This window comes from Microcoleus sp. MON1_C1, from assembly GCF_036701945.1.
In the GTDB taxonomy this organism is placed as follows: Bacteria; Cyanobacteriota; Cyanobacteriia; order Cyanobacteriales; family Microcoleaceae; genus Microcoleus.
In genome coordinates, this window is the sequence record NZ_JAUBRO010000003.1 from 62,848 (window position 1) to 80,609 (window position 17,762).

Here is a 17,762-nt window from a genome sequence, read left to right on the forward strand (position 1 = left end):
TATTCGTCCCTTGCTGCTGGGAGTTTGTTTATATAGAAACGGTTTCAACCGCCGAAGGATCTCAATCAAATCTGCTGTGCAAGTTAGACAGGTGTCCCAGCCTCCATCGACAATCAACCCACAAGTGACATATTAAAAACTATCACAGTTCAAATCCAATACGGTTCAGTTAAAACTGTTTATTCCTCGGAGATCCCCCTAAATCCCCCTTAAGAAGGGGGACTTTGAGTAAGTTCTTGTCCCCCCCTTCTTAAGGGGGGCTAGGGGGGATCGGGCTTAACTGAACCGTATTGAGTTCAAATCCTCTGGAATACAAACAATGATTTCAGATAAATTTCGGCGCGAGTTGCGAGAACAAGCCAAACTCTGGCAAGCAGAAGGACTCATCGATACTTCATTCTACCAACAACTTTCGGAACGCTACCAATTCAAAACACTCGAAACCGCCTCCCGCAACCGTTTCCTCAGCATTCTGATGAGTCTCGGCGGCATTCTCCTCGGTATAGGAGTCATCACCTTTGTAGCGGCAAACTGGCAAGTTTGGTCGCGAGAAGTGAGAGTTGCGCTGCTGCTAAGTCTTTTCGTTGCAGTCAATGCAGCGGGTTTCTATCTGTGGCGCATTCCCCCATCCCGAAGCCAAAACTCCAATCTCAATATGCCCATAACAATAGGGCGAAACAAACTCCTAGGTGAAGGATTGTTGCTGTTAGGAGCTCTGATTTTAGGAGCAAATATGGCTTTGATGGCACAAATGTTTCACATTGGCGGTTCTTCCTACGGACTTTACCTCACTTGGGGAATCGGCGTGCTCGGAATGGCTTACAGTTTGCGGTTGACATCCTTGGGCGTTTTGTCCGCACTTTTAGTCGGTTTAGGCTATTGGCTGGCCGTGTTAGATTGGTCTTCCAAAGTCGAGTTTTCTTGGCTGGAAGTTTTGGTGCGGCAAATGCCGATCGCAGCGAGTATAATGTTTGTGCCGCTGGCTTATTGGTGTCGATCGCGTGCTATTTTTGCCATAAGTGCGATCGCGATAATTTTCTCCCTACAAGTTTCTATCGTCCAAGGGTTAAATCCCACCTGGGGTGCAGCAATTTTTTGCGCCCTACCGCCCGCTTTGCTGTGGGGATACGACGATGCAATCTGGCCGAAGGTAAACAGCAGGCTGTTTCAACCTACCGCCCGCAGTTTAGCACTGCTGTTTCTCGCCGCTTTGTTTTATGTTCTTTCTTTCCACTGGTTGTGGCAAAATTCGCCGAATCCTGCCTCAACTGATCCCGATTGGGTTTTGCTGGCAAATGTGGCTGTTTTGGGCGGTTTCACGGTGTTTGAGTGGCTGCGCTTGGGACGTTTGGAACTGCGGCGACCAAAACAAAAAGCAGTGGATTTGACTACAAGTGCGATCGGCATTTTCATCCTCGCCAGCGCCTTAATACCGCTTTTTCACCTCAATTTTACTCCCATTCCTCAATTAGCGACCTTTCTGTTCAATGTTTTATCGTTTCTGCTCGCTGTCGGCTTAATCCGAGAAGGTTTAGCATTAGGAAACCGCAAAACTTTTTGGGGAGGCATGGTATTAATCACCCTGCAAATTATCAGCCGAGTATTTGAATATAACACAGGATTGTTGCTCAAATCTTTTGTATTTGTTTTGTGCGGAATTGGTGTAATTGCTGCTGGTTTGTGGTTCGAGCGCCACTTCGCAACAATCCCGGATGAATAGAAATTATTCATCTCTCTCTCCTCTAACTCAGCGCCCTCTGCGGTCTCTGCGGTTTAATCATTCGGAAACAACCCTAAACAATATAGCCCATACCTAATATGAACACAAACAAAATTGACTTATTAGTTGAAAATCCAGATACAACAAATGTGTTTCAGCTTCCCCCGGAAGCAAAACGCCTTCCCGCGTGGCGGCTGTGGGTTCCTTTACTCTTGCAAATCGGACTAATTGCCGCCGTACCCGCTCCCGCAGTTTACACTTTTATGGCTGGCAAAACAGTTGTCCTGCAAACAGCACCAGTAGATCCTTACGACTTTTTGCGCGGATATTACCAAGTTTTGAGCTATGATATTTCCGATCGCACAAATCTGCAAAAACTCCCCGGCTGGAAAGATTTACCTGCCGACAAAACACCTTGTCCGCCCGGGGTTGCTTGTCCACAAAATACACAGAATGTCAAGCCGCAAACCAGTTTTTATGTAATATTAGAAGCGCCAAAAACCGCGACAAATCCCGGCCGCCCCCAAGCTTGGAAACCCCTCCGCGTCAGTCTAGAAAATCCCACCAATTTGCCAGCAAATCAAATCGCAATTAAGGGCAAATATAACGGTTGGCAGATGGAATACGGCTTAGAAACTTATTATATGCCAGAGGATGAAAGGGAAAAAGTCAATCAGGAGATTAGCGAAGCTCAAAGGAACCAGCGACAATCTTTTTTGGTAGAAGTAAAGGTTGACAAAACAGGCCATGCTGTGCCTGTGAGTTTGTGGGTGCGCGATCGCAATTATCGATTTTAGCCAAAAAGGGCAAAAGGTCGATCGGTCTTTTGCCCTTGTTTTGAGTATTTTTGCTTAGATAGAGGCGGAGGTTGGGCGATTCCCTACCCTTCACCGAACGCACGCGCGTTGGGGATAGCTTCGCTCGCGCAGACATTTCAATTGCCGACAACCCAGGAGAATCTATTAAGATATATAAGACTTGTGCAAATCTTGCCAATTCAAGGGCGCAAGTCATGACTCTACTGGAGCTTCTCATGTTAGCCGAGCTAATCTCAGCCAGACGCATACTCAAGACCAAACTCCTCGACTTCTTAGGACTTCCCGACAATTGCCAAGACAAAACCGATCACCTCGTCAACCAAATTGTATCCCTGCTGGAAGCAAATCCAGCCGAACAAGAAAGATTTTGGGAGACATTCAAAAGTGAATTAGCTGTCGATCCTGCTGAATTAGAAGCAATGCTCAAGTGTTCGCCAGCAGAACGCCAGCAGTGGATTGAACAAGACAAACTCCCTGTTCTAGAATACCGCTCTTTCCGCAAATCAGGAATCCATTTAGAATATCCCGTTCACGACAGAAGATTCATCTTAAGTCTAACGCCAACCGATATTAATAATTGGCGCAAAGAACCCAAAGGGCTGATTAAAAATAATCGCCAAATACCCCCCCCAATCAATACAGAAAAACCTGAAGAAAACGAAGAATCGCGAGTAGCTTTTAGTTCCGAGTGGGAAAAAATCATTGCCGACTGGAAAGAACAAGGTTCGGCGGAAATTTCAGCAACCTTCCAGCTAGCTTACTGGACAGTGTGGGCGTCGCGGTGGGCAAAAGAAAATCAGCTCAACAGCTTTAAAGCAATTAATAAATATAAGGAAATCTACGAAACTCACCAGCAGGAATGGTACCAGCGAAAAAATCAAGCAGTCAAGTTACTGATTGAAATGCCTTACGCCATGCTTTACTTCTACCGTCCGGCGGATTCTGACAAATTATATCTCGAACTGTGCGACGACCACCAGGAAATGATGAAAGATGGCTACTATTGGGACAAGTGGGACTTTTTCTATCAGAACCGCAAAGTTGTAAATAAGTGTCGCGAATGTGTGTACTCCGAAACCAAAGATTATTACTCGCTTTACTACCTGGAAATCAAGAGCGACAAGTTTCCCGATTTTAGTTTTTCTTTCCACACGCCGTACACAATCGGCAGAAAATTTTTGCCACATCCAGAAACGTTGCCTTATGTAGACCACGTAGAACAAGACGGCATTTTTCGCTTTGGCCGTCCGCTGCTGGAACAAGAGAAAGCTCTTCACACAGAAAAGGATGTATTGCTCAAGTTTGAGGCGGCTTTGGCAGAAGCGAAAAAGTTTGTTTAGTTATGAGTCATGAGTCATTAGTAGACTTATTGCAATTTTTTTTATTGATAGGGAAACCGCAGATAAACGCAGGTAAACGCAGATGCTTTTCCAGATAGTTGGCGACTTTTGCCATTCAAGTCTACTAATGACTTTTGATATCGTTTCCGGCTGCATCGGAATAATAAATTCGAGGGCAATTAATGAATAATTTTTACAAGTCGTTACCTATCTCGGCGCAATTTTCAGTTGTTCGATTCACAGTCAACAGTCAGCAGTCAACAGTCAACAGTCAACAGTCAACATCATTCCGGTGCAACCGGAATTTATATGACTAATGACTTTTGAACTTGGATTACTGGAATGCTGCCGCCAGCATAAAATTTGGGTTGTTGAGTTACTTCGGAATTGTACGATCGCAATCCCACTTCTGCCAACCCACTCCCCAAGTCAGTTTCGCTCGACTTCCAAGCAGTTTCAGTCTCAAACAACCACAAAAATACAGCCAATCCGGGCAAAAATACCGGATTGGTAGGCGAGTGAAAATCTACCAAAATGAATAGACCACCTGGCTCGATCGCGCGGTAAACTTCTTGAAAGATTTGTCGCAATTGCGCCCGTTCCATTTCGTGCATCGCAACGCTGCTGTACACTTCTGTCAAACTGACAATCCGCCAAAGGCATCGACTCAGCAAAAGCTTCTACATAATTGGCTGATGGTACATTTTTCGTTGCCTATTGCAGAGATAATGGCGAAGCGTCAAGTCCTGTGACATCCTGGAAATATTGCACCAGAAATTGCCTAGTTTGATCGCTACCGCAGCAACGGTGTAAAACTTTAGTTTCCGCGCTGACGGTCAAATTTTCCCAGGCTAGTTGACTCAAACGAGCATTGCCGCCTACGCTCAAAGCAGCCAGACGCGCGATCGCATCGTACAGTCACTGATACCGATAACTTAAATCTCTAAAAATTGTTCCCACAGTCAAAATTATGTATACCTTGCTATCGACTTAAGATATTATTAAGTTATATGATAAAGATAAGTAACAGAACTGAGATATTGGGAGAGCTGTAACCGCTATGGGTCGTGTGGGAGTATTGCTATTAAACTTGGGCGGGCCAGATCAAATCGAGGATGTCCGTCCTTTCCTGTTCAACTTGTTTGCTGACCCGGAAATCATTCGCATCCCGTTTCCGTGGATGCAAAAACCGCTCGCCTGGTTGATTTCGACCCTGCGCTTTCAAAAATCCCAGGAAAACTACCGCCAAATCGGGGGCGGCTCTCCTTTGCGGCGGATTACCGAAGAACAAGCCGCTTCGCTGCAAGAACGATTGCAGTCCAAGGGACAAGATGCTCGAGTATACGTGGGGATGCGCTACTGGCATCCTTTTACCGAAGAGGCAATCGCCAAAATTAAGCGCGATCGCATCGAACATTTGACAATCTTGCCGCTGTATCCTCAATTTTCCATCAGCACCAGCGGTTCTAGCTTCCGGCAGCTAGAAGAAATGTGGGGCAAAGATCCTGCCCTCAAGGATATCGAATATACCGCGATTCCTTCTTGGTATAAGCGGCCAGGCTACATTCAGGCAATGTCGGAACTGATAGCCCAAGAACTAGACCACAATCCGAATCCCGATCGAGTGCACATCTTTTTCAGCGCCCACGGCGTCCCCCTCAGCTACGTAGAAGAGGCTGGAGACCCCTATCAGCGCGAGATTGAAGATTGCACTCGTTTGATTATGGAACATTTGAACCGATCGAACGAACACACTCTAGCTTATCAAAGTCGGGTTGGCCCGGTGGAATGGCTCAAGCCTTACACCGAAGACGCGATTACCGAATTGGCAGAAAATGGAGTCCAAGATTTGTTGGTAGTTCCGATTAGTTTTGTTTCCGAACACATCGAGACTCTGCAAGAAATTGACATGGAGTATCGAGAATTAGCAGAAGAATCGGGGATTAAAAATTTCTACCGAGTGCCCGCCCTGAATACTCATCCGGTGTTTATTGAAGCTTTGGCCGATTTAGTCATCGAGTCGATCGAATCTCCCAGCGTTAAATTCTCGGATGTTATACGCCCTTCCAAGACAGTGAAAATGTACCCTCAAGAGCAGTGGGAGTGGGGTTTGACCACGGGGGCGGAAGTCTGGAACGGTCGTGTGGCGATGATTGGTTTTGTGGCACTATTGCTGGAGTTAATTACGGGTCAAGGCCCGCTACACTCGATCGGATTGCTTTAAATTGACAGTTGACAGTTGACAGTTGACTGTTGACTGTTGACTGTGGTTACAAATGACTAATGATATAAAATCCGTTGGTATCGGAATTATTCATCTGTCTCTTCTCTTCCTTAGCGCCCTCTGCGGTCTCTGCGGTTAAATCATTCCGAAACAACCGCAAACAATATGACTAATAACCCATAACTAATTACCAGTAACTAATCAGGATCGCGCTTGCGGTGGCGGGGATTTCCCCTCTCGCCTGGTATTCCCTGACTTCTGTACCAGCGATACCACTCTTTAGAACTGCGAATTGCCAGCCACAGGAGCATCATCGCAACTAACCCTCCCTGCCGTGGTGCGTCAAAGGCAAACAAAACCAAGGAAATGGACAGAACATCTTGGAGGAAAATCACCCAAATCGGCAAACCCCGCAGCCGATAAAACCATCCTGCTTGTACCAGTTGCAGCACTAAAGCCAACAAACCTCCGACAATACCAATTATCCACAGCATCCAAGGGTGAGCAATAATTTCATCGATCGAACTTACCTGAGCGATCGCAATTCCCATAATTGCTCCTACAACGGGGCTGAAAATAATTTGCACAATTTGCAGTACCCGCTGTCCCACAAAAGTTTTAGAAGCAAATAACTCTAACAGCGACCAACTCACCAAGATGGTGATAGCCACCTGGGGGGGAACCCCCGACAATAAAGGTATTTCCGACCAAAGTTTGTCAATCCGCAACAAACCAATTAACAGCAGGGGCAGGGCAATTCTCATACCCCCTGCCGCAGACGCTGAGAGTGCGGCTAGGAGTCCAACCATAATAATAATTCAGTTTCTAACGTCAGCTAAAGCCTCGATGTATTTCAGAATTTAATTCCCCTGATGGCTGGCTGTGATTTGAGCGAGCGAACTCAAATTGCGGCTTGAGGTTAAATATCACCTTCTATTGTAAGTGTATCTGCTTAATCGCTGCTTGGCACGGCGAGATTGTCGATCGACACAAGGCAGTTTGTGGACAGTTGACCGTTGACAGTTGACAGAATTCAACCTGGATTGTGATTTAATTAAAATGTATAGGAAAACCAGTAGCTCAGCCGAGATACTTAAAATTAAGATGTCAGCTATTCTTCCTTCTTCCCTCTTCCTTCAAAATCTGACGGACACTAAATAATTAATCCGTGTATCCGTGTCAAAATCCATGTCGTGCTTTCCTTCTTCCTTCCTATTATGTCTGATTCATTATTTGCCGATGCCAGTCGCCGATTAGAACGAGCCTTAAAATATGTGTCCCTTTCCGAGGATACTATTGAACGGCTGAAACACCCCAAATCCAGTTTAATTGTATCGATTCCCGTGCGGATGGACGACGGTTCCCTGCGAATTTTTCAAGGTTATCGCGTGCGCTACGACAATACCAGAGGCCCGTCTAAAGGAGGAGTGCGCTATCATCCAGGAGTATCCCTTGATGAAGTGCAATCCTTAGCATTTTGGATGACTTTTAAATGTGCAGTTTTGAACTTGCCTTTTGGAGGAGCCAAGGGCGGAATTACTCTCAATCCCAAGGAATTGTCTAAACTGGAATTGGAACGGTTGAGCCGAGGCTATGTCGATGCGATCGCAGATTTCATCGGCCCGGATGTCGATATTCCCGCGCCGGATGTGTACACCAACCCCATGATTATGGGTTGGATGATGGATCAATACAATATTATTAAGCGGCAGCTTTCTCCAGCGGTGGTGACTGGTAAACCAGTGACAATTGGTGGTAGTTTGGGCCGAGATACGGCTACAGCAATGGGTGCTTTTTTTGTAGTACAAACTCTTCTACCCAAATTCGATCTAAATCCTCAAGATACAACTGTAGCAGTACAAGGTTTTGGTAATGCGGGTGCAGAAATAGCAGAACTTCTGTGGGAAGCAGGTTACAAAGTTGTTGCTGTCAGCGATTCCCAAGGGGGAATTTATGCTAAACAAGGTCTGGATATCCCGAGTATTCGAGGCTTTAAAAACTCTAACAAAGGTATCAAAGCTCTTTACTGTGAAGGTTCTGTTTGCAATATTATCGAACACGAAATATTGACAAATGAGCAACTTTTAGCATTAGATGTAGACGTGCTGGTGCCAGCAGCTTTGGAAAATCAAATAACTGAAGCGAATGTTAATGATGTTAAGGCTAAGTTTATTTTTGAAGTAGCTAACGGGCCGATTGATTCTGCTGCTGATTTGGTTTTAGAAGCGAGGGGAATTCAAGTAATCCCTGATATTTTAGTCAATGCCGGAGGTGTAACGGTTAGTTATTTTGAGTGGGTGCAAAATCGCAGCGGGCTTTATTGGACGCTGGAAGAAGTCAACCAGCGGTTGAAGCATAAAATGGTCGAAGAAACTGAGGCAATTTGGAAAAAATCTCAGGAATTGTCAGTTTCCATGAGAACTGCTGCTTACGTGTACGGGTTAAATCGACTAGGAGAAGCGATGAATGCGAAGGGAACGCGGGATTATTACATAAACGGTTGACAAGAGTGCGGTAAGATTGCCCGATCGCACAATCTTACCGCAGTTATTCGAGAAGAGCGCAGTCTAGGAACCGACTTGGCAAAACTTGGCTTTGAATTGGGGAATTTTAGGTTTGCACGCAGCAGTTTATTTTACCGCAACTTTGCTGTTGCAGAAGCGGAAAGATATTTTCAAATAAGTAGGTCATCCGGGTATTAGAGCCCCGACTTCTTGGCCGTGCATTTTTGTGCAACTCAAAAAAAAGAAATCCCCAAAGTCAGGGGATTTCTCATACTTAAGCCGATCGCTAAATCTATTTAGTCTCCGGCATCAAACACTTATCAGAATCGCAACCCGCCGGTCCCGAATCCATCATTTCACCCAAGTCATAGCGACTTAGTGCCGCGTGAAAAACATCAATTTCGCGGCGCGCTAAAGTCTCTTCCACCATCTTGGTGTAAGTTTCCTTATTTATCGGTTCAAAGGGCAAACGCGGGAAAGTTTCAAGAGCATCAAACCGAGCCAAAAGCGCTGCGGAAATGTAGCCTTCATCATCGCGAATCGCTTCATAAATCCGCTTACCAAAACTTTCAACTTCATTTTCGCGAAGTTCAATCGTGGCCGAAGTATTATGTCTGACATAGAACTTTTGCACCTGCATATAAAAGTCCATTTGTGCCGCCGCTGAGAATTTGTTAATGTCAATTTCATCAGCACCGGGTAAATCAGCCCAACTTACGGCAACGGGTATTTCTACCAGCCATTCCGTGCAGCGTTCATCGAAGGGATTGTTCAGCAAATTGCCGTTTTCATCTTTGTCAGATTGAGACGGAATCACGTTGTATCCGTAGTCGATGCAGGCGAGGGCTACGGGGTCGTTTTTGCCGAAAGTGATTCGGCGAATGAAACGCTGGGCTTTCGGCGGATGCCACCCAGGCGAAGCACCTGTCAGCAGAGATTTAGTACCCGATGGTTGAACGGTTGTGCAGCGATTTGGGCGTTTTAAGGAATGGCGATCGCAATAATCCCAAACTACCCGATTCACAATCTCGCGCCAACCAGTCAAATACTCTTCTTCCCGCTGTTTAAAAGCGATTCCTTGCGGAGTTTGCGGGCGGCCTTCCACCCACCAGCGCAGCCACTCAACGCCAAAAGCATGAACAAAGAAATCGAACAATCCCGTGAAAGATACGCCGACAATCGGGTCTAGTTCGCGGCTGTATTGATAGCGGGGTTCAATAAATTTGTGGTTGAGAAGTACCGCGACAGATAGAGCCGCAGCCCTGAAAGCTTCCTCCTGTTCTTTGAAGTTGTAAGGGTCAATTTGATTGAGGTGAACCTCTGCCAAATTACAGTGGAAATTAGAGCCGATGATTTCCATTTGTGTTACCCTAAAGGCTTTTTATCCTTTAGTTCTACAGATTCAATTTTCCCTGTAGATCGGCGTACTTTTTCATCTACTTTAGTTGTAAATGCCCCGCACTCTTGCCAGGATTATGTTCTTCAAAAAAGAAGGTTCACCCGGTACGCTCTACGGTGGTAAAGGATTTTTAATTCCCTTACTTACCTCGGAGTTAACATCTCAGTCTTCTCCGATTTTGCGAGGTTTTTAACGTGAGGCAAAATTACTTACCACACGGGTTTAAGCCCACGCGGACTAACCGATGCTCTAACTCGCCAGCAGTCATATTAGGATGGCGTTCCTGCAACCACTCTTTAGCTTTTCCTTCGTCGTAAGCTTTCAAAAACTCAAGTTTAAGACTTGGTGTTGAAAGTAAATCAACGTTAGATCTAGCTACAGCTTCGCCAGCCCATTGAATCGCACCTTCGCCGCTGTAATACTGTTTGCGGACAGCATCAATACATTCTTCTAGTGTAGGTTTGGTATGGAAAACTCGCGTATGGTTGGCCATCCGAAGGGCATCGCGTTCTGGATCTATTCTCCAGTTTCCGCTTTCATCTTGTTGCCACAGATTGTTTTTAGCATTTGCGGCCAGTTCGTCATCCGCAAAGAATTGCCTCATTCCGGCACTGTTATGCGTCAGATAACCATCGCAGTAGAAACAATGAGCTTCTTCAACTTCAATATCGTAGGTTTTGACATGATCGTAACTGCCTATTCCTTTGACTGTGACTGGAATATCTAATGAGATATCAGTCTCAACGATATAGCGTTCATAATTAGCATCAACGGTGCGGGAACCTTGGAACCCCATTTCTCGCATCTCGCTGTATGTGTAAGCTTCTCGCATTATCACACCGGGAACGGTAAAACCATACATTTTCAGCCCTTGACGCAGTTGTCCCTTAACAGAGTAAGGTGAAATCAAAGCGTTATAACGCTGTTTAAATGCTGGAATCGTGATGCTGTACTTAATTTGCCATCCTTGTTGCTGGGGATAATTGGTGATAATTCTGCCAGCAATACCCAAGCTGGATAAAACTGCACTTATTTGTCTCACAAATGACCGATATACTGAGGTCACTAGATGAGGTGGTCGGTTCTTAATAGAGCCGTCACTGTCCATTAATCCAGCTAGATAAGCTGCTCGGATATCTACTGAACCCTGCAAAATAAAACTAGGAATTGCTAAGGGAAGATTTGGCTGCTTGATGTAGCGATGGAAGTATTCAGCTAATCGTATAGATGAACAGATGGATTTAGCGGTATTTTCACCCTTGATGTTGCCATGAGTAGCAGTCAAGCCAAACAAAGCTAAACCAGCATTGATTTTAGCTTGAATTTTAGGTGTCAGTTCTGTATCTAAGGCGTTCATTGCCCATTCAACACGGCCATAGGGTTTACCGTATTTATTGCGACCAATAGCTACATAGCCATCACCGTGAGTAAACCCAATCAGCCAAGCAACTTCACTTGTCAGTTCAGGAATTACAAACGCCTTAGCTGTTCGGCTTTTTGAGGGCCGAGACATTGTAAAGTCAGCAGGCAAATGGGTAATTGTCCCAGGTAAAACTTGTGTGTTGTGCAGGAGGCGATCGCCCTCAGCTAAATTAGCAACTGATTTCCACACAATTGTGCCTCTAGCATCTGCCAGCACTGCTTGAGAGTGGTTTAAAGTTGCTCTAGGATAAGTGCCATTAGTTTCTATTTCGTAGACATCTTGAAATCCTTGGTCGAATTTATCAACCACTCGCCTGAATCCTAGAGGAGTCTGCACTAAGTCACCCACTTGCACGTCGCAAATGGGAACGAGTCCTTTAGAAGTATGAACTAGGGCATCTTCAGGCAAACAGCGGCGAATATTTCCAGCAACAATTGTCACCGCAGCTTCATCAATCAAAATGCAGCATTCAACTGAATTTAATTGCCGCCCTACAGCTTTATTCAAAATAGCGGCGCAGCGCTGATAAAGGTCGGGCAATTTCACCGGATTTGCTACTCCGCCAAAACCTTTTAAAGGTTCTCCCACCGGGCGAACGTCGCTCAAATCGATGAATACTTGAACTTCTCCTGCAAATCTTTCATCTGTGGATAACTCCAGCAAAGTTTGATAGGAGTTTACCCAACCTTGGCGAGAATCTCCGACATAAATAGTTGCAGTTTTTTCTGCTATTTTTACTTCTGTTTCTTCACGGCGCGACTGGGCGGGTGTAGAGCCGATTTCGCCTTGCATGGTTAGGGTTAGACGGTTGCGGATCGGCGGCAGTTGATTGATATATTGTGGTTCCAAGACGGCCCCAGTGCCGCAGCCCATCATTGCCAAATCCATCAACAAACCAAAGGAACGCCAGTCGAGAATATTTGTTGAGGAACAATTATATGCACCGGAAAAATTCTCTGGTTGCTCGATCCATTTGCTGCCACCTACCCACAGCCAGCGGCCTGAAGCGAGGGTTTTGAGCTGGTTTTGCATCCGGTGCAGCAGTTGTGTTTCTTCGGAGGTGAGGTTTCCCAGCTTTTGCAGCCCCTTGACTGTTCGATCGCACACTTCCTCCCAAGTCTCCCTTCCCGTCTCGGTACGGCGGCTGTAAGTCCTAAAAAATACTGGATTGGCTGCGGGTGCTGTTTCGGGGAAATCGGACAGGTTGCGTTTCTCGCGGGCACTCGATCGCTCTAATTCTCGAACCATAGGTTGTGTACTGACGTGTCGGAATATATCAACAGACTACGAATATACAACAGGATTCAGATTTAGGGTAAAAGGTTAATATATTTGACAATTTGCACTAGATATGGGGCATAGAAGTGTACAAGCTCGATCGGGCGAGATCCTCAAAACTTGACAAAAAAACCCGATTTCTTCCTGAAACCGGGTGAATAGCAAATCTTGTCAATTGTCAATCCTTTGTCAATAAAAACTCAATATTGGGTAACAGCGGGTCTTGAACAACCCCCACACCGTTAAATCCCCAACGTTCGAGTAGCTTTTTTACCTGAGAACCGGAAATCGATTCTACTCCGAATCGATCGGCAACATCAGCAGCGTGGGCGTTGAGATAGCTCAAAGCGTCATAGTCTTCGCGAAACATCAGCAGGTAACTCACTGCCGCATCTGGATTGGGATTCGCGGACAGATATTTGCCGTCACTGCGGGAACGTAGCAAGTAAAAAACTTGAGATAACATCTTATCTTGGTTGTCAAAATAATATGTTACCTCAAATTGGGAATTGGGAATTGCCCAAACGATTTTAGACTGACAATTTGAGATAGTAGAAAAGTTGAGTTTTTTTCAACTTTCTACCTAAAAAGTACATAATTGATGCCTAAAATCGCTGGGAATCTAGCAGTTAAATCAAAGTCAGTGCTAAGCCTTTAATCCCTCGCCCGTCACCAATTTGACCGACGATCGAAGCTTGACCGGTCGTCAAATTGATATTGTACAGGCTGGAAACTCCGCCAACCTCGATCGCAGCCAAAGCCGTCTCGTTACCGCCAAAACTCCTGACATCAAAGCCGAGAACGGTACCAGCATCAATTCCCAAAGATCCGATCGTATTCAACACCCCATTATTCGGCGGATCTTGCCGCACCAAAACGTCTAAATTGGTGTCAATTGCAAATAGCGTCGTCGAAGTTGCCCCCGCAAAGTTATTCACATACGCAGCCCCAACAGCCGCGCCGGGATTGCCAGAATTGCGATCGCCCGCAGCATAAGCCAAATTCCCGTCGAGTTGAATTCCCCCCGTCAGCGTGTCAAAATCCACAAGTGCCCCAGTATCAGGGTTGAGGCGGGCGTTTTGACCGGCTTGATTGACAAACCGAATTCGATCGACTGTCGGATTGAAATCAAAACCCGCAGCCCCCGGAGTTAGGGGAACAGCAAACTGCCCGCTACCGACTTGACTTGCAGCCCCAGTAACGGGATTAATCGCGTACAAGCGATTGCTAGAACCCACACCGTAAAGCACACCGTTAGCGGGGCGAAAATCAATTCCCAGCAAACTTTCTCCCGGCTGCAACCCCGTAACTGCCACGTCGCTGAGAATTGCCCGCGGTGCCGCCTCGTTAAAACCGACAATTGTTTCAGCGCCATTTCTGACAGTTAAAGCGTAAGCTGTAGGCAAAGGCAAAGCCAAACCGTTAATCTGTCTCCCGTCGGCAATTTGACCGACAAAGGAAGCTTGACCGCTACTTAAATTGATATTGTACAAGCCGGAAATGCCACCAACTTCCAGCGCCGCCACTGCTACCTCGCGGCCGCCAATACTCCTGACATCAAAGCCGAGAACGCTAGTTGCATCAACTCCCAAAGATCCGATCGTATTCAACACTCCATTATTCGGCGGATCTTGTCGCACCAAAACATCCAAATCGCTGTCAATTACAAACAGCGTTGTCGAAGTTCCTCCTGCAAAGTTATTCACATACGCAGCCCCAGCAGCAGCCGGAGAACTTCCAAAATTGCGATCGCCCTCCCGGTAAGCCAAATTCCCGTCGAGTTGAATTCCCCCCGCCAGCGTGTCAAAATCCACAAGTGCGCCGGTATCCGGGTTGAGGCGGGCGTTTTGATCGGCTTGATTGACAAACCGAATTCGATCGACTGTCGGATTGAAATCAAAACCCGCAGCCCCCGGAGTTAGGGGAACAGCAAACTCCCCGTTACCGACTGGACTTGCTTCCCCAGTCATGGGATTGACAGTATACAAGCGATTGCTAGAACCCACACCGTAAAGCAAACCGTTAGCCGGCCGATAATCAATTCCCAGCAAACTTTCTCCCGCTTGCAATCCAGTCACGGGAAAATCTGAGAGTACAGTTCCCGGATTGGAAAGACTAAAACCGACAATCCGATTAGCAGGAGTTAAAGCATAAGCCGTTGTCCGCGCAGCAGGCGGGGGGCTGGGAACAACGCTGCCAATATTATTAGTGAAACTTGCCTGGTTAATCGAACTTTGTCTCACCCCTCTGAGAGTAGCGAGAAATTCTCCAGTCACCCGGTCTTGAATAACAGTATCGTTTCCAGCTTCCTGAATATTCAAGTCGCTAAAACTAAGACCTCCCGCCAAACCGATTAAATCTGTACCGGCTGTAAAATCGGCGATCGCGTCAGCATTTGCGAAATTAGCACCGCCGCTGGTACGACTAGGATCTGCCTCAGCATAGCGCCTCAAAACAAATACGTCTGCCCCGTCTCCGCCTATGAGGATATCAGTCTCTCGATCGCCCGACAAAACATCATTCCCGGAGTTTCCCGATATAGAATCGCTGCCTTTTCCGCCCACTAAAAAATCGTTACCGTCTCCGCCGTTAATAGTGTCGTTCTCTAAATCTCCAAAAAGCGAATCTTGACCTAAATTGCCCTCAATTAAATCGCTTTGTTTTCCTCCATAAATGCTGTCATTACCCGAGTTTGCCGCAATGGTGTCATTCCCCATCAAACCAAAAATTAGGTCATTTTCTGGAGTTCCTGCTAGCAAGTCTGCTTGGGCGGTGCCTCTAATTTCTGCCATGCTCTAATCAGCCTCTAAATTTGATACTTCTGTTGCCTAACGGCGGTGGTATTCTCAGTCAAAATATCACAAAGTCGCACTTTTAGGATAGTTTTTCTTATTTTCGGCTGTAGGGGTGGGTTGCCATAAAAGTATTACACGCAGCTAAAATGATATATAAACCCGCCCCCCGATTCCAATAAACTCACTCCTAAGTACAGATCACTTAGCCGTATTTTATAGTTGGGTGTGTAGCCAAGGGCGATCGCAGCTCAACTGCAAACAGACAAGCTGAAATTTTTAGCGGTGCGAACCTATGAAATTGTTTACTGCGTTCATTAGTAATATACGCTGACTCTATAATTTTGGATCTGTACAGTCAGAATTTTTTTTCAACTTTAATCTTAAAGCCTGCGAAGGTGGGCTTTGTCTGTGTAGGGGCGACCACCATCGCTCAATATAAAGTGGATTATAAATGCAGAATTGACCTAATAAGTTAGTGGAACACTCGTTTTCTGACGACTTAAGCTTTCAGGCAGGGGTTTAAATCCCTGCCTGAATCGGAGTTTCATGTTTGATCCCTTCCGCTGCTTTTTCAAGCTTTCAGCAGTGCTTTAGAAGCTGATTGCCCTGCGAGTCTCAGTTGCGAGCGCAATTTGAAATTCAACAACACCAAGACACTCCACTGACTCAGTATGGGGAAGAGCAAAATCGTATTTCCTGACGGGGCTGCCAGAAACGGCGCAAACCCAATCCCAAATGTTGAAGACAACAACAAAAAAAGACACAAAAAACGAGCTTTTTCTAGGGTAAGGTAGAGCATAGATAAGATCACAGGTAGCAACAAGATAGCGCTGCCGACTGTCCCGACGGCCCAAATTTCCTGATTTCGGGTTTTTGTAAATAGGAATAGTTGGGTGATGGCTGCGTAAATTAGGATGAGATTCAGACAGCCAATTACACCACAAAACCCGTTGATATCAGGTTTTTCCAACAGCGCCCAAGGTGTTAAAATTATTACTGAGCTGAGGAAATTGATCGCGATCGCAACTACAGCCGGACTTTTATCGCTCCAAATTAAATCGAGTAGTGGGTAGCGTCGCCACAGCTTCTGATTGCTGGGAACGATTTGTTTCCGATACCTCGCCCAATCGTACAATGATTGTCTGTCAGATGTTAAAGCTGCAATTAAAGCTAAGAACATCACCAAATTCAAGATAAGTAAACAGATGAGATTACCGTTGTTTGGGGGATCTGATTGGAGTGCAAACCCTAAAAATATTACCTGACAGCAGATAACTAGCAAATAACTTTGCCGCTTGCTCAAAACTGTAGCACTGGGATTTGGAAAGCGGCGCTGCCATCCCTGCCACATCCAGTAGGTTCCTGTACCACAAACCAAGAGAGACAAAGCAATGCCACTCGCAATATTTGTACCCACTGGCGAGTAAAACCATTGCAACTTGTCTAAATTTTCAACTAAAGAATCGAAATCAGTTTTATCAACTAGAAAAAGCTGATATCTCAGGATAGCCAGGGGAGACAAAAAATGTACCACATCCCCAGCAGCTCGCGTGAGCGGGAGCCAAGAAATCCCAAACACAACAAAAGCCGTAGCGCTAGCCAACCAAGGTTGAAATCCTCCCAACCAACTGGTTGTCAATCCAAATAGCATCGCACTGCTGTAAAACAAAGCACAGCTAGCTGCAACCGCTGTGTAGAAACATAAAATTTCATTCAGAGGTATTTGAGCAGCTAATCCAGCGTACAGGTGCAGGGGTACGGCCAGAATTATTGCTAAATAAAGTAAAATTGGTACGCCAAGAATTTTGCCCAGAAAAATTGTTTTGGCAGACTGGGGACTGAGGCGAATAAAGTTGAGTGTCCCGCGGCGTTCCTCCTTGTCTAAGTCGCTGACCAGCATATAAGTCCCTGCTACTAATAAAGCTAACACGCTCAATATGCTCAGCCAAATGAATATCTCTAGCCACAACTCCCGCCAGTTAAGGACAAAGTTGCCGAAGGCATCTCGGACACACTTTCTCTTAGAGGAATCGGCAGTGTCTAAGCAAAATCTGTGATATATGGGATAAGTGTACTCGCCATTAGCAGGGGGAACGGGTATCTGGGCGCTGAAATACATGAACAGCAGCAGTTGACCGCTTAGGGAAAGGGCAGAGGCTAGCGCCATATTGCCAATCTTCAAGCGGCCTTTGATTTCTCGAAATAACTGGGGATTCCAGTTGCCTATTTTGTCTAGTAAGTGGAGTGTCATTGGTTATTCG

General features: G+C 45.9%; 12 protein-coding genes. 5 read left to right on the forward strand and 7 right to left on the reverse strand.

Annotation, left to right across the window (positions count from 1 at the left end):
• The first annotated feature begins 319 nt into the window (after nucleotides 1–319).
• The 3 genes from QUA62_RS02515 to QUA62_RS02525 all read left to right on the forward strand — a co-directional run bounded on the left by QUA62_RS02515 (nucleotide 320) and on the right by QUA62_RS02525 (nucleotide 3,878).
• A complete protein-coding gene (locus QUA62_RS02515) occupies nucleotides 320–1,720 on the forward strand; it encodes a DUF2157 domain-containing protein (protein ID WP_333402229.1) in 1,401 nt (466 codons plus the stop codon).
• A 98-nt stretch (nucleotides 1,721–1,818) separates the two neighbouring features.
• On the forward strand, nucleotides 1,819–2,517 hold the full coding sequence (locus QUA62_RS02520) for a GDYXXLXY domain-containing protein (protein ID WP_333402230.1): 699 nt from the start codon (nucleotides 1,819–1,821) through the stop codon (nucleotides 2,515–2,517).
• Between the two features lie 236 nt (nucleotides 2,518–2,753).
• Nucleotides 2,754–3,878 (forward strand): hypothetical protein, encoded by a 1,125-nt coding sequence (locus tag QUA62_RS02525; RefSeq protein ID WP_333402231.1) that lies wholly within the window; start codon nucleotides 2,754–2,756, stop codon nucleotides 3,876–3,878.
• Nucleotides 3,879–4,183: 305 nt separating this feature from the next.
• On the opposite strand, the gene QUA62_RS02530 is transcribed toward QUA62_RS02525, so the two are convergent.
• Complete coding sequence (locus QUA62_RS02530) at nucleotides 4,184–4,552, reverse strand: class I SAM-dependent methyltransferase (protein ID WP_333402232.1); 369 nt, start codon at nucleotides 4,550–4,552, stop codon at nucleotides 4,184–4,186.
• Nucleotides 4,553–4,938: 386 nt separating this feature from the next.
• Between QUA62_RS02530 and hemH the strand changes: the two genes are divergently transcribed.
• The gene (gene hemH, locus QUA62_RS02535; RefSeq protein WP_190663261.1) at nucleotides 4,939–6,102 is read left to right on the forward strand and encodes a ferrochelatase; all 1,164 of its coding nucleotides are present in this window, start codon (nucleotides 4,939–4,941) and stop codon (nucleotides 6,100–6,102) included.
• Between the two features lie 197 nt (nucleotides 6,103–6,299).
• Here hemH and QUA62_RS02540 read toward each other — a convergent pair whose 3' ends face one another.
• Nucleotides 6,300–6,911 (reverse strand): DUF4126 domain-containing protein, encoded by a 612-nt coding sequence (locus tag QUA62_RS02540; RefSeq protein WP_333402233.1) that lies wholly within the window; start codon nucleotides 6,909–6,911, stop codon nucleotides 6,300–6,302.
• Nucleotides 6,912–7,319: 408 nt separating this feature from the next.
• Here QUA62_RS02540 and QUA62_RS02545 point away from each other — a divergent pair, with 408 nt between their 5' ends.
• Nucleotides 7,320–8,606 carry a Glu/Leu/Phe/Val dehydrogenase gene (locus QUA62_RS02545; protein ID WP_333220279.1) on the forward strand — a complete coding sequence of 429 codons (1,287 nt, stop codon included), beginning with the start codon at nucleotides 7,320–7,322 and terminating at the stop codon, nucleotides 8,604–8,606.
• Nucleotides 8,607–8,898: 292 nt separating this feature from the next.
• Here the strand turns inward: QUA62_RS02545 and nrdJ are convergent, their stop codons facing one another.
• The 5 genes from nrdJ to QUA62_RS02570 all read right to left on the reverse strand — a co-directional run bounded on the left by nrdJ (nucleotide 8,899) and on the right by QUA62_RS02570 (nucleotide 17,752).
• The gene (gene nrdJ, locus QUA62_RS02550; RefSeq protein WP_333402234.1) at nucleotides 8,899–9,966 is read right to left on the reverse strand and encodes a ribonucleoside-triphosphate reductase, adenosylcobalamin-dependent; all 1,068 of its coding nucleotides are present in this window, start codon (nucleotides 9,964–9,966) and stop codon (nucleotides 8,899–8,901) included.
• 244 nt (nucleotides 9,967–10,210) lie between these two features.
• Nucleotides 10,211–12,676 (reverse strand): LAGLIDADG family homing endonuclease, encoded by a 2,466-nt coding sequence (locus QUA62_RS02555; RefSeq protein WP_333402235.1) that lies wholly within the window; start codon nucleotides 12,674–12,676, stop codon nucleotides 10,211–10,213.
• 208 nt (nucleotides 12,677–12,884) lie between these two features.
• On the reverse strand, nucleotides 12,885–13,172 hold the full coding sequence (locus QUA62_RS02560) for a hypothetical protein (protein WP_006630975.1): 288 nt from the start codon (nucleotides 13,170–13,172) through the stop codon (nucleotides 12,885–12,887).
• A gap of 163 nt (nucleotides 13,173–13,335) precedes the next feature.
• Nucleotides 13,336–15,498 (reverse strand): DUF4394 domain-containing protein, encoded by a 2,163-nt coding sequence (locus tag QUA62_RS02565; RefSeq protein ID WP_333402236.1) that lies wholly within the window; start codon nucleotides 15,496–15,498, stop codon nucleotides 13,336–13,338.
• A gap of 574 nt (nucleotides 15,499–16,072) precedes the next feature.
• Entirely contained in the window at nucleotides 16,073–17,752 is a 1,680-nt protein-coding gene (locus tag QUA62_RS02570; RefSeq protein ID WP_333402237.1) for a hypothetical protein, read from the reverse strand.
• Nucleotides 17,753–17,762 lie beyond the last annotated feature (10 nt).

Bases quoted from the DNA above. Each gene is read 5' to 3' on its own strand.
- QUA62_RS02515 (WP_333402229.1), top strand. From the start codon at position 320: ATGATTTCAGATAAATTTCGGCGCGAGTTGCGAGAACAAGCCAAACTC.
- QUA62_RS02520 (WP_333402230.1), top strand. From the start codon at position 1,819: ATGAACACAAACAAAATTGACTTATTAGTTGAAAATCCAGATACAACA.
- QUA62_RS02525 (WP_333402231.1), top strand. From the start codon at position 2,754: ATGTTAGCCGAGCTAATCTCAGCCAGACGCATACTCAAGACCAAACTC.
- hemH (WP_190663261.1), top strand. From the start codon at position 4,939: ATGGGTCGTGTGGGAGTATTGCTATTAAACTTGGGCGGGCCAGATCAA.
- QUA62_RS02540 (WP_333402233.1), bottom strand. From the start codon at position 6,911: ATGGTTGGACTCCTAGCCGCACTCTCAGCGTCTGCGGCAGGGGGTATG.
- QUA62_RS02545 (WP_333220279.1), top strand. From the start codon at position 7,320: ATGTCTGATTCATTATTTGCCGATGCCAGTCGCCGATTAGAACGAGCC.
- nrdJ (WP_333402234.1), bottom strand. From the start codon at position 9,966: ATGGAAATCATCGGCTCTAATTTCCACTGTAATTTGGCAGAGGTTCAC.
- QUA62_RS02555 (WP_333402235.1), bottom strand. From the start codon at position 12,676: ATGGTTCGAGAATTAGAGCGATCGAGTGCCCGCGAGAAACGCAACCTG.
- QUA62_RS02560 (WP_006630975.1), bottom strand. From the start codon at position 13,172: ATGTTATCTCAAGTTTTTTACTTGCTACGTTCCCGCAGTGACGGCAAA.
- QUA62_RS02565 (WP_333402236.1), bottom strand. From the start codon at position 15,498: ATGGCAGAAATTAGAGGCACCGCCCAAGCAGACTTGCTAGCAGGAACT.
- QUA62_RS02570 (WP_333402237.1), bottom strand. From the start codon at position 17,752: ATGACACTCCACTTACTAGACAAAATAGGCAACTGGAATCCCCAGTTA.